Source organism: Dyadobacter sp. CY326 (assembly GCF_021390515.1).
Taxonomy (GTDB): Bacteria; Bacteroidota; Bacteroidia; order Cytophagales; family Spirosomataceae; genus Dyadobacter.
On the sequence record NZ_JAJUXI010000011.1, the window covers coordinates 203294 to 226672 of the forward strand.

Annotated in this window: 18 protein-coding genes; 14 read left to right on the top strand and 4 right to left on the bottom strand. The window is 44.0% G+C overall.

Annotated features, from left to right (window positions below; translation table 11 throughout):
* Positions 1–119: 119 nt before the first annotated feature.
* Complete coding sequence (gene mdh / locus LZG73_RS21645) at positions 120–1046, bottom strand: malate dehydrogenase (RefSeq protein ID WP_233854460.1); 927 nt, start codon at positions 1044–1046, stop codon at positions 120–122.
* 208 nt (positions 1047–1254) lie between these two features.
* Here mdh and LZG73_RS21650 point away from each other — a divergent pair, with 208 nt between their 5' ends.
* The 14 genes from LZG73_RS21650 to LZG73_RS21715 all read left to right on the top strand — a co-directional run bounded on the left by LZG73_RS21650 (position 1255) and on the right by LZG73_RS21715 (position 20355).
* Positions 1255–1671, top strand: a complete 417-nt coding sequence (locus LZG73_RS21650; protein WP_233854461.1) for a YkvA family protein — start codon at positions 1255–1257, stop codon at positions 1669–1671.
* 69 nt (positions 1672–1740) lie between these two features.
* On the top strand, positions 1741–1941 hold the full coding sequence (locus tag LZG73_RS21655) for a twin-arginine translocase TatA/TatE family subunit (RefSeq protein WP_233854462.1): 201 nt from the start codon (positions 1741–1743) through the stop codon (positions 1939–1941).
* Between the two features lie 93 nt (positions 1942–2034).
* On the top strand, positions 2035–3492 hold the full coding sequence (gene gatA, locus LZG73_RS21660; RefSeq protein WP_233854463.1) for an Asp-tRNA(Asn)/Glu-tRNA(Gln) amidotransferase subunit GatA: 1458 nt from the start codon (positions 2035–2037) through the stop codon (positions 3490–3492).
* A gap of 291 nt (positions 3493–3783) precedes the next feature.
* Positions 3784–5349, top strand: coding sequence for a lytic transglycosylase domain-containing protein (locus tag LZG73_RS21665; RefSeq protein ID WP_233854465.1), 1566 nt, complete (start codon positions 3784–3786; stop codon positions 5347–5349).
* Positions 5350–5380: 31 nt separating this feature from the next.
* Positions 5381–5971: a Holliday junction branch migration protein RuvA gene (ruvA, locus tag LZG73_RS21670; RefSeq protein ID WP_233854467.1), complete on the top strand. Its 591-nt coding sequence runs from the start codon at positions 5381–5383 to the stop codon at positions 5969–5971.
* A 98-nt stretch (positions 5972–6069) separates the two neighbouring features.
* Positions 6070–13242, top strand: coding sequence for a cell surface protein SprA (sprA, locus tag LZG73_RS21675; RefSeq protein WP_233854469.1), 7173 nt, complete (start codon positions 6070–6072; stop codon positions 13240–13242).
* A gap of 75 nt (positions 13243–13317) precedes the next feature.
* A complete protein-coding gene (gcvH, locus tag LZG73_RS21680; RefSeq protein WP_233854471.1) occupies positions 13318–13698 on the top strand; it encodes a glycine cleavage system protein GcvH in 381 nt (126 codons plus the stop codon).
* An 87-nt stretch (positions 13699–13785) separates the two neighbouring features.
* The gene (locus LZG73_RS21685; RefSeq protein ID WP_233854473.1) at positions 13786–15069 is read left to right on the top strand and encodes a dihydroorotase family protein; all 1284 of its coding nucleotides are present in this window, start codon (positions 13786–13788) and stop codon (positions 15067–15069) included.
* Positions 15066–15626 carry a DUF4199 domain-containing protein gene (locus LZG73_RS21690; RefSeq protein WP_233854475.1) on the top strand — a complete coding sequence of 187 codons (561 nt, stop codon included), beginning with the start codon at positions 15066–15068 and terminating at the stop codon, positions 15624–15626. Before LZG73_RS21685 ends, LZG73_RS21690 begins: the two co-directional genes overlap by 4 nt.
* Positions 15627–15636: 10 nt before the next feature.
* Positions 15637–16152: a DUF4199 domain-containing protein gene (locus LZG73_RS21695; protein ID WP_233854476.1), complete on the top strand. Its 516-nt coding sequence runs from the start codon at positions 15637–15639 to the stop codon at positions 16150–16152.
* A 28-nt stretch (positions 16153–16180) separates the two neighbouring features.
* The gene (gene gldF, locus LZG73_RS21700) at positions 16181–16909 is read left to right on the top strand and encodes a gliding motility-associated ABC transporter permease subunit GldF (RefSeq protein ID WP_233854477.1); all 729 of its coding nucleotides are present in this window, start codon (positions 16181–16183) and stop codon (positions 16907–16909) included.
* An 86-nt stretch (positions 16910–16995) separates the two neighbouring features.
* On the top strand, positions 16996–17709 hold the full coding sequence (locus LZG73_RS21705; protein ID WP_233854478.1) for an RNA polymerase sigma factor: 714 nt from the start codon (positions 16996–16998) through the stop codon (positions 17707–17709).
* The gene (locus LZG73_RS21710) at positions 17706–18611 is read left to right on the top strand and encodes an anti-sigma factor domain-containing protein (protein WP_233854479.1); all 906 of its coding nucleotides are present in this window, start codon (positions 17706–17708) and stop codon (positions 18609–18611) included. Before LZG73_RS21705 ends, LZG73_RS21710 begins: the two co-directional genes overlap by 4 nt.
* 4 nt (positions 18612–18615) lie before the next feature.
* Positions 18616–20355, top strand: coding sequence for an FAD-dependent oxidoreductase (locus LZG73_RS21715; protein WP_233854480.1), 1740 nt, complete (start codon positions 18616–18618; stop codon positions 20353–20355).
* Between the two features lie 20 nt (positions 20356–20375).
* Here the strand turns inward: LZG73_RS21715 and LZG73_RS21720 are convergent, their stop codons facing one another.
* The 3 genes from LZG73_RS21720 to LZG73_RS21725 all read right to left on the bottom strand — a co-directional run bounded on the left by LZG73_RS21720 (position 20376) and on the right by LZG73_RS21725 (position 23285).
* On the bottom strand, positions 20376–22025 hold the full coding sequence (locus LZG73_RS21720) for a DUF2326 domain-containing protein (protein WP_233854481.1): 1650 nt from the start codon (positions 22023–22025) through the stop codon (positions 20376–20378).
* 65 nt (positions 22026–22090) lie between these two features.
* Positions 22091–22318, bottom strand: coding sequence for an ABC-three component system middle component 6 (locus LZG73_RS25705; protein WP_409014348.1), 228 nt, complete (start codon positions 22316–22318; stop codon positions 22091–22093).
* Complete coding sequence (locus tag LZG73_RS21725) at positions 22302–23285, bottom strand: ABC-three component system protein (RefSeq protein ID WP_310588456.1); 984 nt, start codon at positions 23283–23285, stop codon at positions 22302–22304. Before LZG73_RS21725 ends, LZG73_RS25705 begins: the two co-directional genes overlap by 17 nt.
* Positions 23286–23379: the final 94 nt, after the last annotated feature.

Sequence of the window (23379 nt, forward strand, 5' to 3'; positions counted from 1 at the left end):
TAAAAAATCTCCAATTAGACGTACATTTCTATGCCAGGTCACATTCTTGAAAAAAAAATCGAAAAAAAAACCTGACCGGATTTCCGGACAGGTTTTTGCAGTGGTTTATTTCGGTCTATTTACAAGTTCAAAGCAGCGTTCATTGATCTCACTGCCTCTGCTGATTTTTCGAAAGCGGCTTTCTCTGAGTCTGTTAGGTCGAGGTGAATGATCTTTTCCCATCCTTTTCTGCCCAACACAACCGGCACGCCCATGCAGATATCGCTCTGGCCATATTCGCCTTCCAGATAAACGCTGCAAGGCACAATTCTCTTCTGATCGCGAACGATGCTCTCAACCAAAAGCAATGTGGCCGCGCCCGGAGCATACCAGGCAGAAGTGCCAATCAATTTGGTCAAAGTCGCGCCGCCCACCATGGTGTCAGCCGCCACTTTTTCCAGCTCATCCGTTGAAAGGAAATTGCTTACCGGAAGACCATTGTAAGTTGCCAATCTTGTCAACGGAATCATGGTTGTATCGCCATGGCCACCAATCACCATTCCGTGGATGTCCAGCGGAGAAGCGTTCATGGCCAGTGCCAGGTAAGTTTTGAAACGCGCGCTGTCCAATGCGCCGCCCATTCCAATCAGTTTTTCCTTTGCAATCCCCGACTCTTTCAAAGCCAGATAAGTCATGGTATCCATTGGATTGGACACAACGATAATGATCGCATCAGGAGAGTATTTTAGAATATTTTCAGTAACACCTTTTACAATTCCAGCGTTGATTCCGATCAGTTCTTCACGCGTCATACCAGGCTTGCGGGGCAGGCCGGATGTGATTACAACAACATCGGAGCCCTTTGTTTTTTCATAATCATTGGTTGAGCCAACAGGTTTCGTATTGAACCCCAGCAAAGCTGCTGTCTGGTACATATCCAGCGATTTTCCCTCGCTTACGCCTTCTTTTATATCCAATAAAACGACCTCTTCAGCCAATTCACGACGAATAATATTATCGGCAGTAGTTGCACCAACGGCGCCTGCACCCACAACAGTAATCTTCATAAAGAAATATGGTTAATTGTATAGAAATTAATGCTTTTTAAATTTTTTCCTAAAAGTAGGACACATAATTTGTTTAAACCAAGCGGAATGAGATTTTTTGCCTTAAAAGTCATGGGGTCAATCCGAAATACAATTAATTACGTATCTTGATAGTTATATCGGCATTACAAACCTCTTTTTCTTGCTATATATAATGAATAACGAATCTATGATATCGAGGATTTTGAAGTCGATTTTCTTTAAGAAGGCCACAGGAAAGGCAGGTCGCTATGCGCAGAATTCAGCGCGTCTGTTTGAACTGGCGAAGGAAGTGATGGGCAAGATGAACCGCGTAGGATTTCGCGAAAATCTGTCCGAAGTTACCGGCAGTGTACAGGTTTTGATCCGCATGGTCCGTGCTTATGCAGCTGGAGATTACAAGGGATTGCCATGGAAAAGTCTTATTTCAATTGTGGCTGTGCTGATCTACTTTTTATCGCCCATTGATCTGATTCCAGACTTTTTGCCCGTCATTGGCATCACTGATGACGTTGCGCTGATTGTTTGGTTGATCAAAACTTTGGGCGATGATATCACCAAATTCAGCCAGTGGGAAAAGAGTGAAAAAACGATTAACATAGGATAAAACAGAACCGTTTAGTAGTTTCTGTAGAAAAGAATTTTTATTTTTGTAAACATTAAAAAAGAAACAGATATGGAATCAATAACCGTTTTAGGAATCATGGGTCTAGGTGGACAAGAGATATTTTTGGTTGCCTTGTTCGTTCTACTTTTCTTCGGTGCGAAGAAAATTCCTGAGTTGATGCGCGGTTTGGGGCAAGGTATCAATGAATTCAAGAACGCGTCAAAAGACGTTAAGGAAAATATTGAAAAAAGCATGGAAGACCCCAAATAATCCTTCCATCTTATCGAGTTATTATAAACAGAGCCTTTAAGGGTATACTTAATGGCTCTGATTCTTTATTTACAACCCCACAAATTAATTACATTGAAAGAGTATCTGACGCTAGCCGAGATTCAGGAAGATTTGCGTGAAGGCGGTTTGACCTGCGTTAAGTTAGTTGATTATTATCTTCAAAATATTGAGTCCAATCAACACCTGAATGCTTTCGTTGAAGTGTATGCTGACGAGGCGAGGGAAGCAGCCGTTGCAGTTGATGAAAAAATCGCAAACGGAACGGCAGGGAGGCTTGCCGGATTGGTCATTGGGCTCAAAGACGTGCTTTCGCACAAAGGACACGGTTTGCAAGCCGGAAGTCAGATCTTAAATTCTTACGTCGCGCCTTACACGGGAACCGCAGTTCAGCGCTTGCTGGACGAAGATGCCATTGTCATTGGTCGTCAGAACTGCGACGAGTTTGCAATGGGTTCATCCAATGAAAATTCGTCATTCGGCCCTGTGCTTAATGCGGCCGATAACTCCAAAGTTCCGGGCGGTTCTTCGGGTGGATCGGCCGTTGCTGTTCAGGCTGGATTATGCCACGCTTCTCTCGGAAGCGACACGGGCGGATCGGTTCGTCAACCTGCTGCTTTTTGTGGAGTTGTGGGTGTAAAACCGTCCTATGGAAGAATTTCACGTTACGGACTGATCGCCTATGCATCTTCTTTCGACTGCATTGGACCCATTACAAAAAGCGTTGCCGATGCGGCTTTGCTAATAGAAATTATGGCTGGCGGAGATGATTTTGACAGCACAGTTTCAAGCAAGCCCGTTCCCGCTTATACGCAGCATTTGAGTTGGACTGGAAAGGCAAGAATAGGATATATTCGTGAAAGTGTTGAAAGTGAAGCAATTTCTTCTGACATTCGTAATCAGACATTGGAAGTATTAAACCGGTTACGTGCCGAAGGGCATGAAGTGACGCCAGTTGAAATTCCATTGCTTGATTCGCTGCTTCCCACTTATTATATATTAACTACCGCGGAAGCCAGCTCAAATTTATCACGATTCGATGGCGTCCGTTATGGGCACAGAAGCCCGGAAGCGATTGATTTGGAAAGCTTGTACAAAAAGACACGCACAGAAGGCTTCGGCCAGGAGGTGAAGAAGCGAATTCTGTTAGGAACTTTTGTTCTGAGTGCAAATTACTACGACGCATACTATACCAAAGCGCAACGCGTTAGAAGATTGGTGCAGGAGGAGACGAACAGGTTCTTTGATCAGTTTGACTTTTTTATTTCTCCGGTAACGCCAACAACTGCTTTTACAATAGGAGAAAAAACGCAGGACCCTTTACAAATGTATCTTGCGGATATCTTTACAGTTCAGGCAAATGTCGTTGGAAACCCGGCTGTTGCGCTTCCTAATGGGAATGATGAAAACGGAATGCCAATTGGAATTCAGGTCATGGCTCCTTATTTTGGCGAAGAAAAGATGCTGGCATTTGCGCAATATCTTACTGAGTTGAACAAAAAAGGAGCTGTAATCATGGATTCAAATCACTAAACGGGTATCAGCTGGTTTTTTATTCGGCCGACCTATTTGACATGTGACTGCATAACTATCCAAGGTTTTAAGTAAATAATCGTGCCAGAATAGCCGGTGCAGTAGCAAAGTTATTCGAAGCATATATTTGTGAGTTAAGCGTGAAAATGTATTAGAGATTATTCTAATTCATCAGGCAGATTTTCGGAAAATGAAGATCTTATAAAGGAAATTTTATCTGTAAGCAATTGACTTTCAGATAGTAGCCATTGAAAACCGGGAATTGATTAACCTTCAAAAAACATTTAATTAATGAAGATTTCAAAAAAACTATTGTGGCTCGGAGCCATGTGTGCAGGATTTGGAAGTGTGCCGGCTATGGCAATTGTTCCACAGGAGAAGTTAGCATTCGAGCAAGATACGCTGGGAAATATTGTAAGAGCAGAGGAATTGGCGATTCCTGCTTTGCCAGCAGTTGAAGAAATAGGCAACACACCCGCAATTCCACAGGAGCTTTTGAGGGAGCGTTTTGCGAAACTTGAAAAATCAATTCCGCTAACTTATCACAAGACTTCCCACGAGTTCGTAGAGTATTTTATTTATAAAAAGGCAGACTTCACCAAAACAATGATGGAGAAGATGCCGCTCTACTTTCCCATTTTTGAAAAAACACTACAAAAGCACGGCTTACCGACTGAGCTCAAATATCTTTCAATGATCGAGTCGGGACTCAATCCAACTGTTATTTCGCATGCGAGAGCGGGTGGTTTGTGGCAATTTATGCCTGCAACGGGACGTGAGTTTGGTCTTTATCAGGACAAATACATTGACGAGCGCTTCGAGCCGGTAAAAGCGACGGAGGCTGCTTGCCGTTATCTGAAACAACTTTATAATATTTTTGGTGACTGGGAGCTTGCATTGGCTTCTTATAACACTGGCCCGGGCAACGTAAAGCGCGCAATGCGCCGTTCACATGGAACAACATTCTGGACAATTTACAATGTGCTTCCGCGTGAAACGCGTTCCTATGTTCCGCAATATGTAGCGATGAACTACATGATGAACTATGGAAATGACCACGGGATTTACCCGCAAAAAATGGAATTCCAGATTCCAAACGACACCATTCATATTAACGGATACATTGATCTGCTTGCTTTCTGCAAAAACAGCAACATCAATTTCGAAGACATTCAAAAACTCAATCCGCAGATCACAAAAACTTCATTGCCGGACCAGACGCGGAATTTTGTCCTAAAAGTGCCAAGCATGCAGTTCACTTATTTGGTCAGCAACAGAAATTCGATCATGGACTCTTGCACGCGCAGATTGCTTCTGCAACCTGGCGTAATGGTGGCGAAGCTTGACAGTTCTGTTCTGGATTCGATGGGCAAAAATACTTCATTCCCATATGCAGTTGTAAGCCAGGAAACGTTTAGCGATGACGAGGATTATGAGGCTGAAAGTGAGGATGTTGTTATTGAAAAAACCAGGACAAAACGGGCGTCTCACACAGTTAGAAGAGGGGAGAACCTGCAATCTATTTCGAGAAAATACCGCGTTACGGTTGCACAGCTAAAAAGATGGAATCACCTGCGCCGCAACAATATTCAAAGAGGACAAAGGCTGGTCATTTTGAAAGAAGTTAAGGAAACGGTTCGTGGCACGAGAGTGGCTTCAAACAATGCTCCTGAGCCTAAAAAAGAAGTCGCCAGAAACGACAGGCATACAAGAAAAAAATATCACACAGTTCAAAAAGGCGATACACTTTGGATCATATCACAGCGCTACGGACTGGAGATAGGACAATTGAAAAAGAAAAACAGAATAAGAGGAAATGCCATCAAACCTGGTCAGAAACTGATTATATCTGTCTAGTGAATACGCGTCATTTACACATACTATTTATATGATTGCCTACGTTAACGGAACTGTAGTCTACAAAGATCCGGCTTATGCCATTATCGATGTAAACGGATTAGGCTATGAAGTTCGGATTTCTTTACAAACCTACACTTCCCTTCCCGAGCTTGGGGAGAAGTGCAAGCTCGTAACGTTCCTGAATATACGGGAAGACGCCCACATCTTGTATGGGTTTTGGGGAAACGATGAAAAGAAGCTTTTCCTGGACCTGATAGGCATATCAGGAGTCGGCCCGTCAACAGCATTGGTAATGCTTTCGTCGCTTTCTTCATCAGAAATACGACAAGGAATTATAGACGAAGATCTGCGTTTGATTCAATCAATCAAGGGAATCGGGTCAAAAACTGCTCAACGCGTCATTTTGGAATTGCGTGATAAAATTCGCAAAGAGGAACTTGTCTCAACTGGTCCGAGAACCATTGACAATCCGTCCGGCACTTTGAAAAGTGAAGCATTGGCTGCGCTCGTCACATTGGGCATTCCAAAAGTGACCGCAGAGAAAAGTCTGGATGTGATTATCAAGCGCGAGGGACATGCAATGACCGTTGAAAATCTTATAAAACTGGCACTTCGATAATCGAGCTGTAATGATATTTGGTGAAAAAATTTACGATAGTAAAATCGTTCTGATGGATTTGATTGTGGCTGCAACCTTCTCTAAATAAGCATATTACCTTGTCATCAACGATTTACTCCTTTCTTTTTAAGGCATTAACGATATCGACCGGCGCTGTACTTTTGGCCAACGTCTCCGTTGAAATGGACGAGCCATATTCAGCACAGGCGCAGGATTGGGCATTCGTTGCCGATACTGTGCCGGAAGATACGAGTAAGCGAAAAGTCGACCGTTCGGGCAGCCAGCTCATTATGCGCTGGAAGGATTTTTATTCCAATCGCGTTGCTGACCCTCGTCCCCGTTCGCCATTTTATCTCCGCGATCCGGCCAATATTTCTACTTCTATTTTGCTAGACAGCACTGGAAAAGTTGCTGTTTCGGAAAGCATTCGCACGCCGGCGGGAAGCCTCAATTACAGGGCTCCCGAAAGAATGGACCTCGCGACTTACGACAAGATCCAGGAAGACCGCGCATTCAAAAGTTTGCTGCGTGAATATGCAGGAAGGCAGGATGGCAAAAGTGCAATGGGTTCGAGAGGACTTCTGCCTAAACTCGACATTCCGCCGGGACTTTCAAAACTGCTGGGCGACGATTTTGTCAATTTCAAACCAACCGGATTTGTTTCTCTGGACCTGGGCTTAATGCATCAGTTTCTCGATAATCCGGCCATTCCGATCCGCCAGAGAAGAAACACGCAATTCATTTTCAATGAGCAAATTAACATTAACTTTGACGCGAAATTGGGCGATCAGCTTGGTTTTCAAACCAATTTTGATACAAAAGCAAACTTCAATTTTGAGAATGCAATTAAGCTAAACTATAAAAATCCGGAAGAAAGCTTTATCCGGAAAATTGAGGCTGGAAACATTAACTGGGCCATTAACAGCCAGTTGATTCCCGGTGTTCAAAATCTGTTTGGTCTAAAAACCGACCTCCAATTCGGTCGGTTAAGTGCGACACTCGTGGCTTCACAGCAGAAATCCAGCAAAGAAAGGATTGTTCTGCGTGGCGGTGCGCAAAGCCGCGATTTTGAGTTGCGTGCGGACACATATGATGAGAATCGTAACTTTTTCCTTTCTCAATATTTCAGGAACATTTACGAGAGTTCACTACAAAACACGCCCACAATCACCTCAGGCGTAACGGTTACGCGGATGGAAGTTTACGTGACCAACCGGACAACAACGACCGAGTCATTGCGAAATGTGGTCGGTTTCGCTGATTTGGGGGAACCTGCGCCTTATAAGTCTGGCAATCCCAGGTTGCAGCCCATTCGTTCGACTTCGCCGGCAGACAATGCCGCCAACGGACTTTATAAAACCTTGCAGGATAATGCGTCATTCCGGCAAGTTGATAACACAAACAGTGCAATAACAGGTCTGGGACTGGAAAGAGCGGTTGACTATGAGCTGCTTCGCGGCGCGAAAAGGCTTATCGCAGATCGTGATTATTCGTTTCATCCGCAATTGGGATACATTTCTTTGACCAATGCATTGCGGAATGATGAAGTGCTGGCCGTTTCGTACGAATATACATTGAATGGACGCTCATTTAAAGTTGGGGAGCTTACCGAAGATTATCAGGCGCGGAGGGACAATGAAGTAATCGCATTGAAATTGCTGAAATCATCTACGATTCGCAATAACACCAAGCTTCCCATGTGGAACCTGATGATGAAAAACGTTTATTCATTGGGGACAAGCCAAATGGACAAGCAGGGTTTCCAGTTGCGGATCATTTATAAAGATGACCAAACCGGAATTGATAACCCAAACTTGCAGGAAAGCAGCATTGCCAACATTCCATTAATCCGGCTCATGGGCCTCGACAGGCTGAACCCGGTGAATGATCTCCAACCCGATGGAAATTTCGATTTTGTCGACGGCATCACGGTCGAAAGCAAATCCGGACGCATTATCTTTCCCGTTCTTGAACCTTTCGGTTCGAATCTTGCGCGAAAATTTGGTGCGGGAGAAGAGCAATTCCGTAATAAATATGTCTTTGGAGAGCTGTATTCCACCACAATGGTCGATGCCCAGCAAATTTCGGAGCGCAACAAATTTTTTATTAAAGGATCTTACCAATCAAGTGGGGGAGCTGAGGTGCAGTTGCCTTTTGGCGTCCTGGAAACTTCCGTAACCGTCACATCCGGCGGCGTTCCGCTTTCGCCCGGTTCCGATTACATTGTTGAAGCGCAGATTGGACGTGTCCGCATTTTGAACAGCAGCGTAATGAATTCGGGCAGGGAAATTGTCATTGAATACGAACGCCCGGACATGTTTCAAAATCAGATCCGTTCGCTTCTTGGAACACGTTTGGATTACATGGTGAACCGCGATATGAGCCTGGGTATGACGTTGATGAAATATCGTGAACGGCCTGCTGGATTCTTAACCAGGGTTTCTATTGGAAATGAGCCTGTTAGCAACACAATGATCGGGTTCGATATTAATTTTAGAAAAGATGTCCCCTTCCTAACCAAATGGCTTGACGCATTGCCGTTGATTCAAACCAAGGAAATGTCGAGCATTCAGTTTAAAGGAGAATTTGCAAAACTGATTCCCGGGGTGTCGAAGGACGTAAATAACCGCTCATTGGTTGACGATTTTGAAGCAGCCCGCACGATATACGACTTATCCAGACAGCCGCAGAAATGGCGCTTAGCAGGCGTCCCGCCAGCATTCCGACAAGGAACGGATGGCAAAACGCTCGATTATGCTTACAGAAGAGCGAAAATTTCAGCTTACACAGTTGACAATATTTTCGGCGGATCTCAGGGATTGGGAGGCGGATATCAGCCACCAGGCAATTTTGAAGACGAAGACCTCAAATATTATTACGAACGACTTTATCTGCCCAACCAAATTTTCCCGAAACGCGCCATCGCTGGGCTTGTTTCTTATCCGCAGAACGTGCTTGACATTGCTTACTATCCAAGCGAAAGGGGCATGTACAATTACAATGTAGATCTGTTGCCAGATGGTCGCTTGAAAAATCCAAGACAGAACTTTGGTGCAATTAGCAGAGCGATTACTTCGGATAATGACTTCGATAATGCGAACATTGAAAGCATTGAATTTTGGATGCTGGACCCGTTTATTAATAATCCGCTTGGAGTGGTGCGGGACGGGAGCGGCAATGAACGACCCAATACAACCGGCGGGAAACTGGTTTTCAATCTTGGCGATATTTCAGAAGATGTCATTCCTGACGAGCGTTACAATTTTGAAAACGGACTTCCGATCGTGCCAAAGCAAGTCGGTGTCAATGTGGATTCGACGGCTTGGGGTTATGTCACCAAATCGCAATATCTGATCAATGCATTCAGCAATGAATCCGGTGCACGCCAGCGCCAGGATGTAGGGTTGGATGGTTTGAACAACGATGAAGAGCGCACATTTTTCAAAAGGTTTATTGACAGACTTCCTGCAAACCTGACGCCCGAGGCAAGAGAGCAGATTTTGCGTGATCCTTCGGGTGATGACTTCCAGTTTTTCCTTGGCGCCAGCCTGGACAGCGCAGACTTGAAAGTGCTTGAACGTTATAAGAATTACATTGGCATGGAGAACAACTCTCCTGAAAGTCTTGGCAGAAGCGCGGATGTTACGCCTGCTTCAACCAATGTGCCGGACGGCGAAGACATGAACGTCGACAACACGATCAATGACAACGAATCTTATTATGAATACGAAATTGATCTGAAACCCAATCAGCTGGCAGTTGGTAATGGTTACATTGTTGACAAAACAGTGAACACAGCCGATCAGCAGACCTGGTATCTTTTCCGGGTTCCTATCAAGGAGTTTTCGGGAGTCATTGGAAACATGAACGGGTTCAAATCAATTCGGTTCATGCGCATGTATCTGACGGACTTTCAACAGCCTGTTGTGCTTCGTTTTGCGCAGTTGCAAATGGTTGGTCAGCAATATAGAAAATATACGTCCAACCTGGATGCGCCTGGTTTACAAGAAGTTCCCGAGCCTTATGATGCCAAATTTACGGTTGGAACTGTAAGCATAGAGGAAAACAGCCAGCCGCAAAGCGGCACCAGCTCCGACAAATATGTTTACTCAATTCCACCGGGTTGGGTGCGAGATCAGGATAATACGCAGCGCCCGCCTTTGTTGCTGAATGAGCAATCGATGAGCTTGTGCGTGACAGATTTGCGCGATGGTGATTCAAGGGCAGTGTTCAAGAATGTGAACCTTGATCTGCTGTTCCGTAAAAGGCTGCGGATGTATGTGCACATGCAAAATGAGCTGAGTGAAGACCGCATGGTTGGTGCATTCATGCGCATCGGAACGGACCTTACCCAGAATTATTACGAAATAGACCTTTCCAATTTGAAGGCAACATTGCCTAACCAAACGAATGAGCGAGAGGTTTGGCCAGAAGAAAACGAATTGAACATTGCGCTTTCGGACCTTATTGAGGCCAAAGCGCAGCGCAACCGGCAGCTTGACCGAAACCTGAGTGTGCCTTACACCATCACAACGGCGGATGGAAGATATAAATTGACAGTTGTCGGTAATCCGGATTTGAGCTCGGTTCGAGTTATGATGATCGGAATGCGAAATCCGAAATCGCAGGATGAGCGCGCGAAAAGCTTCTGTATTTGGGTGGATGAAATGCACGTGGAAGGTTTTGATGAAACGGGCGGCGTTGCGGCTATTGCTCAATTGAATGCGAAACTTGCCGATTTTGCAACAGTAACCGCTTCTGGAAGGCTTGAAACATTTGGTTTTGGAAGCGTGCAACAGCGCATTGGCGAGCGTTCGCGGAATTTTACTACGGAATATGGCGTGTCTTCTAACATTGCACTCGATAAGCTTTTGCCCGAAAGTTGGGGATTCAGCATTCCGTTGTTTTTGAGTTACGACCGGCACAATGTGAAGCCGCACTTTAATCCGTTGGACCCGGACACGCCGCTTAACACATCGCTTGGAAACCTGGAATCGGACGAGGAGCGGGACGGTTACCGGCGTATGGTGGAAGAAAATGCAGTGAAGCGGGGGATTAACTTTTCCAATGTCAGGAAGATAAAGACGAAGCCTGGCGCGAGAAATCATTTTTATGATTTTGAGAATTTCTCGTTCACTTATGCATTCAGTGATGATAAACGGAGGAACATTCTGACACAGGAATATGCGCAACGCAATTATCGGGGAGGCATTTCCTACGTTTACAGCAGCCAGCCGAAACCAATGGAGCCATTCAAGAACTGGAAGGCAACCACTCGTTGGGCCGATCTGATCAAAGATGTGAACCTTACATTGCTGCCCAATATGGTTTCCGTGCGCACGGATGTTGACAGGAGATTCCTGAAAACCCAGTTGCGTAATGCAGACCTGACGACCGACGGCATTCAGCCATTGTATGAGAAATATTTCTGGTTCAACCGTTATTATGACCTCAGCTGGAACCTGACGCGAAACATGACATTGAGTTATAATTCAACGGCCAACTCGATCATTGACGAGCCGATGGGTGACATCAACTCCGCCGCGAAGAAAGATTCACTTTGGAGCAACTTCAAAAAACTGGGCAGGATCAAAAACTTTGACCAGAAAATTGATCTGACTTACCGTTTGCCTCTGGATAAAATTCCGCTTGTAGACTGGATGACAGCAGATTACAAACATTCCATCGCTTATCAATATCAGGCAAATGCATTTGGCTTGAAAGACACCACCGGCTTGCCTTTCGGAGACATTATCCGGAATAGCAGAGAGCGCGGCATCACTGGGAAAGTGGACTTTGTTTTGCTTTATAACAAACTGCGCTATCTCAAATTTGCCAACACGCCTTCGGTAGGCCGCAAGAATTTTGCAAGAAGTCCGGGTGATATTGAGGAAATCGACATGCGCACAACGGACATTCTCAAGAGTGTTACGCGTGCTTTAATGACCGTGCGCGGAATCAATGTGAGTTATTCTGTCCAAGAAACGACGGCGCTTCCAGGTTACTTGCGCGCACCAAAATACTTTGGCATTGACAACACCAACGCGCCCGGCTTGCCTTTCGTGCTAGGTCAGCAGGACCGGAATTTCCAGGTTAAGGCAGCGGAAAAAGGCTGGATTACGCGCAGCGAGCAGCAGAACATGCCTTTCCAGCAAACCATTGCGAAGAACTTTTCTGCTAATACAACATTGGAACCGTTCAAAGATTTCAGGTTGATTATTGAAGCGCGGCTCACGCGGCAGGATGCTTATCAGGAATTTTACAGGCCGGATTCATCGGGAGATTTTGTTTCGCAAAGTCCATTGCGGAATGGCCAGTTCAGCATGTCATTCCTGTCTTTCCGGACGGCTTTTGCCAAAATGAAACGCGATAATTCATCTCCGGTTTTTGATAAATTCAGAGCTTATCGTGCCATTTTAAGAGACCGGTTGAATGCAGAAAACCAAAGTGGCGGCGAATATAATGAGACCTCGCAAGACGTTTTGATCTCGTCATTCTTCGCTGCTTACACGGGCAAAGATCCGGCGACCGTCCGCACCAACCCATTCTTGAAATTCCCGATGCCAAACTGGGATTTGAGTTACAATGGACTCTCACAACTGGCTGGTTTCAAGCGGTTTTTCAGTTCATTCACATTGAGGCATAAATACATGTCGCAATACAGCGTTGGAAATTTTACGTCTTCATTGGATTACGAAGCGCTTTACGTCAATCTGGCGGTGACCGGTTATCCATTATCAACGCGGCGGAACGAATTGGGACAATATATCCCGGTGTTTTCAATGAGCACGATTACATTATCAGAGAAGTTTCAGCCGCTTGTCGGGGTTGAATTCAGGACGCAAAGCAGGGTTACAGCGCGGATTGAGTATAACAGGGACCGGACGATTGCGCTTAACTTGTCCAACTCGCAAATGGCAGAGCTTTTCAACCAGGACGTGACGGTCAACATTGGTTTTACCAAAAACAATGTGGCCATTCCGTTTAAGATCAATGGTGTTAAAAAGAAGCTCAAAAATGATATGACAATGCAGCTTGGCCTTACTTTCCGGGATACGAGATCGATTCAGAGGAAGTTTGACGGCGAGAATATTCCGATCGCGGGAAATATCAACTTCCAGCTTCGCCCGACGGTTAATTACATGGTTAACAATCGTTTGAGCGTGCAGTTTTATTTCGACAGAACATTTAATGATCCGCTCGTTTCCAATTCGTTTTATCGGGCGAGCACATCCGGCGGTGTGCAGCTGAAATTCAATTTGGCGGAATAGTATTTTGATTTGGAAAATACAACCTACATCCTGTAATTTGCGATTCAAAGATGTTACAACTTACCTGATTAAACCATGAATTTCCCGTCAGAACTTAAGTATACAGAGGATCACGAATGGATTCGGATCGATGGTGACATAGCGACCATCGGCATTACGGACCATGCGCAGAATGAATTGGGTGACATTGTTTACGTCGATATCAATACAGTTGGTGATGAACTCGTAAAAGGCGAGGTTTTCGGTTCCGTGGAGGCTGTTAAAACTGTTTCTGACTTGCTTATCCCTGTTGGAGGAACTGTGCTGGAAGTGAATGAAGAACTGGACGGAGAACCTGAATTGGTAAATACAGACCCTTATGGACGCGGCTGGATGGTGAAAATCAGCTTGACTAGCCCCGGCGATGAAAACGGTTTAATGTCCGCCGAAGATTACGAAAAGTTTATAGGTGCATGATTTTTGTTTAAAGCTCCGTTTGGAGCTTTTTTTTTGAAACCGGTTGAATGAAACGAAACCCGGTCAGTTTGTTTGTAAGACGCATATATGAAATTATTAATACGCTCAGCCCGGATCATTGACAGAAAATCGCCGTTCAACGGTCAGGTTAAGGATGTTCTGATTGAGGGCGCGACCATCAAAACAATTGGTGACAACCTGGACGCCGGCGGGGCGGAGGTTCTTGAAGGAAACGATTTGTGTATTTCTGCCGGATGGGTGGATATGCGCGTGGCGTCCCGCGACCCGGGATTTGAGCATAAAGAAGATTTGACATCCGTTCGTGCCGCGGCGGCACATGGCGGTTTTACAGAAATTGTGTTGCTACCCAACACAGAACCTGTGGTGCATAGCAAAGACACATTGAATTATATCCGGCAGTCGGGCAGTGGCGGGCTGGTGAAGCTGCACGTTGCAGCGGCCGTGACGCGAAAGGCCGAGGGTGAGGATTTTACAGAAATGATTGACCTGCACGAAGCCGGAGCCATTGCATTTACAGACGGCGAACATCCGGTGCAGAATGCGGATCTTTTGCTAAAAACAATATTGTATTTGCAGCCGCTGAATGCGCTGCTGATGAACAGGCCGGAAGACAAGCAACTGACCCTTTACGGACAAATGCACGAAGGGCTGACGAGCACGCTTATCGGCATGAAAGGAATTCCCGCGCTGGCGGAAGAAATGATGCTGACCCGCGATCTTAAATTGCTCGCATATGCATTGGAAAAAAGCAAGTACAAGTCGGACGCGCCTGCGCTGCACATTTCCTTGATTTCTTCACAAAAAGCCGTGGAGCTCATTCGGGAAGCGAAGCAAAATGGATTGCCTGTTTCCTGTGACATTGCAGCGCATCAACTGGCGTTCACGGATGAAGATCTCATCGATTTTGATACAAATCTGAAAGTGAATCCGCCATTCCGATCCACCGCTGATGCGCAGGCAATTCGTGAAGCGCTCGCTGACGGGACCATTGACGCCATTGTTTCAGACCATAACCCGCACGATGAGGAAAGCAAGAACCTCGAATTTGATCATGCAGATTTTGGCATAACCGGATTGGAAACGGCTTTTTCGCTGGCGTTGACGCACAGCAGATTGTCTTTGGAAAACATCATTGAAAAGTTTACCACGTCGCCCCGCCGCATTCTCCGGTTGCAGGAAGCGAGCATTGCCGAGGGTAGTTTGGCGAACCTGACATTGTTTGAGCAAGACACAACCTGGACATTTAATAAAAGCTTTTCAAAATCAAAAAACACGCCATTTTTGGGACAAACGTTGCGCGGAAAAGTGAGAGGAGTGGTTAACAACGGAAAACACGAATGGTATTTATGAAGTCGATTATCGCATATTTTAATAAACCGTTACTTAAAGTTTCGCTTGTCTTTGGAATGATGACGGGCGTGCTTGTCTTTATTTTCTTCATCGGACTTTATCTGATTGACATCGTGCCGCTGGGGAATAACAAGATCCTTGATTTTGGAATACACATTATTTTTATCGCCGGTGCCTGCTGGTATTATCGCAAGAATGTCGGCGACGGATTTCTGCATCTTTGGGAGGCCTTGACAATTGGTTATGTGGTGAACACAATCGGCGCGCTGATTGCTGGCTGGCTGATTTACTTTTTTGTAACTTACGGTGATCCTGCTGTTTTTACCAATTACATTGCCCAAATGAAGACATTAATGTTGCAGGGAAAGGCGGAGCTGGTCAAAAATATCGGTGAAGCTGAGTTTGCCAAAATGTATAATGGAGTGGGGAATATGAAGCGTTCGGAGATCATCATGGATGAAGTGAGCAAGAAAACGGTGATGGCGATTATTCCAATTCTGGTGATTTCACTGATTTTCAGAAAGCAGGATTATGGTGTGTTTCACAACAAATCTTAAATTTATTTAAATGGAAGAACAAGTTTCTACCGCACGGATTGCCCTGAAATATGGCGTTTTGACCTCCGTTGTAATCATGATCTTCACCACGATCATCAATGTTTCCGGACTTGCCGAGAACAAAATGCTGTCTTCGTTGTCATTTATTTTCATGATTGTCGGGATTGTGCTGGCGATGAAAGACTTTAAGCGGCAAAATCGCGGCTACATATCATTTGGTGAAGGACTTGGTGTGGGCACATTGGCATCGGCGGTTATGGGCGTGTTAAGCGCTGCATTTTCAATGTTTTACACAGAGTTTATCGACAACACCATGCTGGCGCAGGCCATGGACAAGGTGCGCGAGGACATGGAGCGGAAAGGCAAAGACGACGCAGAAATTGATATGGCCATGGAGCTTTCGCAGAAATTTATGTCGCCCGGCATCATGTTTACGATGACTGTGGTGTTATATGTCATTACAGGATTGGTGATTGCATTGATTGTGGCTGCCATTATCCGCCGCGAAAAGCCCGTTTTCGAGTAAGCTCCACCGGATTTAACTTCTTTTACTTGTGTTTGCAATTTTTCAAAAGGAAATAGGGAGCTTTTTCAATTCTCTGATCGCCTACATTGTGATGGCTGCTTTTTTAACGGCAGTTGGCCTGATCGTGTGGGTTTTTCCTGATTCCAACATCCTTGATTATGGTTACGCAGAGTTGGGTTCCTTTTTTCAATTGGCTCCTTATGTGTTGCTTTTCCTGATCCCGGCCATCACCATGCGTTCCATTGCAGAAGAAGCCCGGAACGGCACATTGGAATTACTCCTGACCAAACCGCTGCGAAACAGCGAGCTTGTTTTGGGTAAATTTTTTGCAAACTGGGTCCTGGTTGCGCTCACGCTTTTACCAACATTGATCTATTATTACAGCGTTTACAAGCTCGGAAATCCGGAAGGAAATGTTGACTCCGCCGCCGTTTTCGGATCTTATATTGGACTGTTACTATTCTGCGGCGTGATCGTTTCCATGGGCATCTGGACATCGTCCCTAACCGACAATCAGATCGTTGCGTTTATAGCGTGCGTGTTTCTTGCATTCGTTTGGTATATCGGGTTTGGAGCGCTTGCGCAGCTTGCAGGCGTGGGGCCGGGCGCTGAGCTTTTGAATTGGGCGGCATTGGATCAGCAATATCTGGCGCTTGGAAAAGGGCTTGTGGATTCACGCAATATTATCTATCTGTTTAGCCTCATGGCGTTGTTTCTCTTCCTTGCATATTGGCGGATTGAAAAGATCCGCAAGTAAGCGTATCATCATAAGGTCTTGAAGAAGAGTTAACCGATGATGATCTATTCTGGTGTGTTGGTCGTATATGAATAAAAAAACACACTATGATGAACACGATAAACTCCCATGTGTGGAGACCCTTTCAGCCGCAACTAACCAGAGTTTTTAATGGTTGGAACCAGGACACAATAATTTATAATAGCCGTGACCGGTTCTTCCGAAAATTCGTTAGATTGCCAATTAGTAACATACAATTAAATGTTAAGCAACTCTTGGCGACTAGTAAGTTAAAATACTCGGAAGAGGAATTGGTGTCAGCTCTGAAGAGGAATGAGCGAACAGCTTTCGAATTTTTGTACGACCATTACTCAGGAGCTTTGTTTAATATCATTTCAAAGACGTTGAGGGACGAGGAGCGGGCCGCGGATGTTTTACAGGAGTCTTTCTTAAAAATCTGGAAAAATATAGCTTCTTACAATCCGGAGAAAGGAAGACTGTTTACATGGATCATGAATATTGCGCGCAATGGTGCAATAGACGCGGCAAGGGTTGAAGGAAGAAAACCAGCGATGGATGATATCGATAACAAGGCGGTCCTGAATGAAAGGGATGTATATGAAGATTCGCTGACATCAAGTTCGGAGATGAAGGCGATTGTCAACATGCTGAGGCCCGAAAGGAAAATCCTCATTGACATGGCCTATTTTCAAGGATACACGCATGAAGAAATATCAGAGGAGTTGAGTATCCCATTGGGAACAGTTAAATCAAGGATCCGAACAGCGTTACAAGAGTTAAAACAATACTTTGCAGTATGAATATCCAAGCCTACATAGAGTCCGGTATATTAGAGGAATATGTATTGGGCACTGTTTCTCCTCAGGAGAAGCAGGAAGTGGAGTGTATGTCTCATATTTATCCTGAGATAAAAGAAGAGCTGCTGCGGACCGAAAGTGCGTTGGAAGAATATGCACTGAAACATCAAACACCACCTCCTGCTTCATTGAAAGAATCGCTTTTTGCCATAATGAATTTTGATTCTACCGAGGAAATAAATGAAACACCCGCTCACGCGACCAGTGATTTTGTAGAAAGTTTAAGTGGAAAAATTGAAGAAGATGATACAATTATTCCACTGAATCCGGGTCCAAAAGTCATTGATAATGTATTTGAACAGCCTGAAACGCGAGTTGTAACACCGTTTTGGGCAAAGTTAGCTGTTGCCGCAGCCGTTTTATTCGCGGTGTTTGCAGCTTGGTCGGCCGTTCAAATGACCGAGTACAAGGGCAGCAACGAACAGCTTGCTTCGGAAATGAGCGGAATGAAGACGGAGATGGCGACTTTGAGACAAGGTTTTGAATACAATCAATCGCTAGCCAATCTTTTTCGTGATCCAGGTTATAAATCGGTTCATTTGGCCGGTCTTCCAAAATCTCCCGGAAGTTCAGTTTCCGCATTCTGGCACATAGCTACGAACAAGGTTTTAATCGACGTTCAAAACTTGCCAAAAGCGCCTGCGGGCAAGCAATACCAGCTTTGGACTATTGTGGATAATAAGCCTGTTGACATGGGAATGATCGACAACAACTTTTCAGGGAAAGTTCTTACAATGAAAAACGCTAAACCAGGCGCAGTCGCTTTTGCCATCACGCTAGAAAATGAAGGCGGCGTGCCGTCGCCGACGATGGAGGAAATGTATGTGATGGGGAAGGTGGTTTAGTCAGATGAAGCGCCGGAACTTCCTTGGAAGCATCGCCTTAGGCAGCAGCCTGCTTTCAAATGATCGAAATAAAATACAAGGTTCAGATTCTTTGCAACAGTCGAAAGACCCTGCAAAGAATCTTTTTTTTGAGGCCGATATGGTCGTTGCCGGTGGCGGTTTAGGCGGCTGTGCGGCTACATTGGCTGGATTGCGCAATGGGTTATCCGTGATCCTGACAGAAGAAACGGATTGGCTCGGCGGCCAGCTGTCACAGCAAGGCGTTCCGCCGGACGAGCATCAATGGATTGAAACACATGGTGCTACGCAACTTTACCGTGATTTCCGGACGGCCATCAGGCAATATTATATCAAAAATTATCCGCTTACCGAGGAAGCCAAAAACCGGAAGCATCTGAATCCCGGTGATGGCGCTGTTTCGCGCCTCTGCCACGAGCCGCGTGTAGCGGTTGCCGTTCTGACTGATATGTTCATGCCCTACATCAGTTCGGGCAAATTAACATTATTGTTAGAACACAAAGCCGTTTCCGCTGAGGTGAATGGGAATAAAGTGCAGTCGTTAGAAGTGGTGAATGTAAAAACAAAAACCCGCTCCAAACTCTCAGCGCCTGATTTCGTGGACGCAACAGAATTAGGTGACCTGCTGCCAATAACAGGAACAGAATTCGTAACCGGCACCGAATCCAAAAGTGAAACCAACGAACTCCATGCACCCGAAAAAGGGAATCCTGAAAACAACCAGGCATTCACCGTTTGTTTCGCGATTGATTACCGGCCGGGAGAAAATCATGTGATCGAAAAGCCAGCTGAATACGAATTCTGGAAGGATTTTATTCCAAAAATGGCAAAACCCTGGTCAGGAAAGTTGCTGGATCTGTCTTATTCCAATCCCAAAACATTGGAGCCGAAACAGCTCGGCTTTCATCCCGCAGGCATTAAAACGGGCGATATGCTGAACCTCTGGAATTACCGCCGGATCATCAGCAAAGACAATTTCAAACCCGGAACCTACGCAGGCGACATTACCATCGTCAACTGGCCGCAAAACGATTATTTTCTGGGCAACCTCATCGGAGCCAGCGAAAAGGATTTTCAAAAACACGTCAACCGCGCCAAACAGCTCAGCTTATCCTTGCTATACTGGCTCCAAACCGAAGCTCCACGCCCCGACGGCGGCAAAGGCTGGCCCGAGATCCGGCTCCGCAAAGACATCATGGGAACCGAAGACGGCCTCGCCAAATATCCCTACATCCGCGAATCCCGCCGCATCAAAGCCCTTTTCACCATCAAAGAAGAACACGTAGGAACCGAAAACCGCGCCATAGTCGTGGAACGTGGCGCAATCGGCGCCATCGCCAACGGCGCCCCAGGCCCCAAGGAAAAAGCCGCCCACTTCCACGACAGCGTAGGAGTAGGCTACTACCACATAGACCTGCACCCCAGCAGCAACGGCGACAACTACATCGATTTCGCCTCATTACCATTCCAGATTCCTTTAGGAGCGCTCATTCCCATCCGCATGGAAAATTTGCTTCCTGCGAATAAGAACATTGGCACTACGCATATTACTAATGGTTGTTATCGGTTGCATCCGGTGGAGTGGAGCATTGGGGAGGCTGTGGGGTTGTTGGTGAAGTTCGCTGGGGAGAAAAAGGTTACGCCGCGGGTTGTGCGGGAGGATGGCGAAATGTTAAAAGGGTTTCAGGGGTTTTTGAAGGGGGAGGGGGTTGAGTTGGAGTGGTGAGTAGTGATGCTTGATATTCTCTACCCCGGAACTTGAAACAGTTTTTTTTGCTGAGAGAGCTTTAAGATAATGTACTCAGGTTTGCTTAATTCTGACGGCAATTTATCAGCTAAAATTGATGCAACAAATTGAATGTTTAAGTTTTCAACCAACTTTGAAATTTTAACGAGTTGGTTGTCATCCATTAATTCTTTTTTATCATTTAGAATAAAATGTAAAGTGGGAATCTCTTCTTCATCCGCAAATATGGCATAGGCAATTTCAAATGATGAAATTTCGCCTTGCTTTTTCCCGGAACTCAAATTAGTATTGAAGCTGCTAAATTTATATAACTTTTGACCGTTCTTGCCTGTAATTATATCATATTTTAATCCATATCTCTCACCATAAAGATCGTTTGAGATTGAGGAAAATTTTAAGTTGAACTTATTAACTTGTGCTTTAAGATTTGTTTGAAATTTTTCAGAAAAAAGTGAGTTTTCAATATTGTCAAGCTCTTCCTTTATCTCTTCAATCTCTTTATCAACAGCATTAATCTGGTCTATTATATTTGAATATTCACCTTTTCGCTTATAATTTTCATTAAGCTGGATAATTACTTTTTCTAAATCCTCAAAAGAATCACTTCTAACAATCTTGGTTGATATCTGTTTTTCATCTGTCAGAAGTACGTCTAGAAGACGTTGCTTGCTTTCGATCTCAGCATTGATTTCAGGTAGCTGCTTAGTAATGAACCTAACTTTTTCCTGGACCATGGAGTTGTGGTACACAACAAGGTCTTCAAAAGTTTTCTGCAAGCTAGATATGTGATTATTAGCCTGTTCATATATTGCACTCAACTCGTCTAAGTCAATTTGTGATAGGTCTCCTTTTAAGTCCTGCTCCGCTTCTAGGATAAGATCACGTCTTATTGCAAGCTTGGAAATTTCCGAGCTCAATTTATTGATCTCATATTTCTTATGATTAAGACTATTTAAATCGCTTTCGAAATTTGGATTGATATTGAAATTTAATTTTACTTCATTTAATTCTTCTATTTCTGAATCAATAATGGAAAGTGTCGTTTCGTACGCTCCCTTAGTCTGATTTTTCTCCAATCGACCTTTAAACAACTCTTCTTGTCTTAGGCGGTTGGTAAGTTTTTGCTTTTCCGCTGATTGATCAAAGGTTATCCCCAACATGAATAAATGTAACGCTTCATATTCCACATCTGAAGAATATTTATCCAACATTCGAATTGTATTTATAAGACTTTCGTCAGTGATTCGAAAGTTATGAGCGATAATCTGACGAAAAGTTGGTTTTTCTGTCGAATGGTGAGGGAATATTAAACTAGACAACTTATCAATAAAACCTTCCTCAGTGTATGAAATGTCATTAATACGCCTAATAGTTTCTTTTCGTGGGAGGAAGTTTCGCTCAATTAGAATTTTTTCTGCTTCTGGTCTATCAAGATCTTTTGATAAAAGAAGTGAAATAATAACTTTATTCTCGCGAAGAAAATTTCTTATTAATAAGTATTCTTCTTTTTTGGTTTCAGGATCTAGCCAAATCTTGTTCGGTTTTTCGCCGAAACAGAAATCTATTAGATTTAGAACAGTAGTTTTGCCAACGCTATTTCCGCTCTGCTTATCATCGATTTTAGACGCTTTTGTCTCATCAATAATCAAATTGATTCCTTTCCGAAACTTGATCTCTCGGATTATGGTACTTCCAGACGAAATTGTTAGCTTATTCAGGAACATAGAAAAACTTTACCTTCTTTGTTAAATTGGGCGACATTAATCAGGTATAACCAGTCTAAGCATAGTACCAGCATAGGAAACGTCATCCTCATTTTTCTGTTAACTGCCTGATATAGATCAATGAGTTCTAAGCTATCCTTCTCGCGAAGCGTGGATAGAACGATTGCTCCACCATAATACACGCTATTCTCAGGCTTGATATTATCTGGTAGTAACATTTTTGTTTTCTGTTGGATTTGCAAAGATACGACATCTTATGAATGTATCTACGACTAAAATTTGAATACACATTGATAATTCATCTAATGGTATACTTTCATAATTTATACTTCGTTCGATAATTTCTCGAACACGCTCAATTATATTGTGAAAAATGGTATCAGAATCAATTTCTTTGTCTTGTCTTATTTCAGTAAGATATTGAGTTCTTACCAACTGAATAACGGATAAGCTTTTATTTGATCCCATTTTGTCAATTTCATCGTACATTTTACCTAAACGCGAGTGATAAATGGCATAATCTTCAATAACAGCTTTCGAAGAGATACTCAGTGAATTGAACTCAATTTTTCTTTCTATTTTAAACGAGTTTTTATTTTCATTTTCTTCGTATATTTTTAAATTTTCCTTTGCAAGTATGTTTATAATTGCTGCGAGATTGGAGTCTGACTGAGGGCCTATTTCTTGGCTTCCAAGTTCTGATTTTACTAAAAGGTATGTTTCTTTTTGTAAATCAATATGTAAACCTTTAATATCTGCAAGAAGTTGATTTATATCGATTATATCCTTCGCAGGGTCAAAATTAATACCATGAGGATTCTTAAATGTTTTAATTTTTAGATCTGCTGAATCTTTGGCTATTGAAATAAATTTGAATCGGTAACCATCATAGTTTGTTAACGAATTCTTCGACAGAGCAGATTCAATCTTTACCTTTGTCGATGTTGCTGATACTTGCAGTATTATTTTGTTTTCAATGTCGATTAGATCGATAGCTTCGACATTTTGTAGTGATGAATTGAGATTGACCACATTCCACTGATATACGCAATTGAGGAGGTGCCTATAAAAATCTTCCGAATGTATGTGCAGCTCTAACAAGTTAAGTTTACCTCTCTGAGTGGTTCTGAACGCGAGAGTTATAAGTTTGTCTTCTATATAGTCAAAGTATGACATTCTGTTCATGAAGGAAGAGGATTTCTTTAAAACACGCCTTAATATACGAAATTTGGTACCAATTGAAAATAGAGAATCGCTACGCGATAATTGTTTTAAAAAT

Excerpts from the sequence above, each read along its gene's own strand:
- mdh (WP_233854460.1), bottom strand. The coding sequence starts at position 1,046 with ATGAAGATTACTGTTGTGGGTGCAGGCGCCGTTGGTGCAACTACTGCC.
- LZG73_RS21650 (WP_233854461.1), top strand. The coding sequence starts at position 1,255 with ATGATATCGAGGATTTTGAAGTCGATTTTCTTTAAGAAGGCCACAGGA.
- LZG73_RS21655 (WP_233854462.1), top strand. The coding sequence starts at position 1,741 with ATGGAATCAATAACCGTTTTAGGAATCATGGGTCTAGGTGGACAAGAG.
- LZG73_RS21665 (WP_233854465.1), top strand. The coding sequence starts at position 3,784 with ATGAAGATTTCAAAAAAACTATTGTGGCTCGGAGCCATGTGTGCAGGA.
- ruvA (WP_233854467.1), top strand. The coding sequence starts at position 5,381 with ATGATTGCCTACGTTAACGGAACTGTAGTCTACAAAGATCCGGCTTAT.
- gcvH (WP_233854471.1), top strand. The coding sequence starts at position 13,318 with ATGAATTTCCCGTCAGAACTTAAGTATACAGAGGATCACGAATGGATT.
- LZG73_RS21685 (WP_233854473.1), top strand. The coding sequence starts at position 13,786 with ATGAAATTATTAATACGCTCAGCCCGGATCATTGACAGAAAATCGCCG.
- LZG73_RS21690 (WP_233854475.1), top strand. The coding sequence starts at position 15,066 with ATGAAGTCGATTATCGCATATTTTAATAAACCGTTACTTAAAGTTTCG.
- LZG73_RS21695 (WP_233854476.1), top strand. The coding sequence starts at position 15,637 with ATGGAAGAACAAGTTTCTACCGCACGGATTGCCCTGAAATATGGCGTT.
- LZG73_RS21705 (WP_233854478.1), top strand. The coding sequence starts at position 16,996 with ATGATGAACACGATAAACTCCCATGTGTGGAGACCCTTTCAGCCGCAA.
- LZG73_RS21710 (WP_233854479.1), top strand. The coding sequence starts at position 17,706 with ATGAATATCCAAGCCTACATAGAGTCCGGTATATTAGAGGAATATGTA.
- LZG73_RS21715 (WP_233854480.1), top strand. The coding sequence starts at position 18,616 with ATGAAGCGCCGGAACTTCCTTGGAAGCATCGCCTTAGGCAGCAGCCTG.
- LZG73_RS25705 (WP_409014348.1), bottom strand. The coding sequence starts at position 22,318 with ATGTTACTACCAGATAATATCAAGCCTGAGAATAGCGTGTATTATGGT.
- LZG73_RS21725 (WP_310588456.1), bottom strand. The coding sequence starts at position 23,285 with ATGAACAGAATGTCATACTTTGACTATATAGAAGACAAACTTATAACT.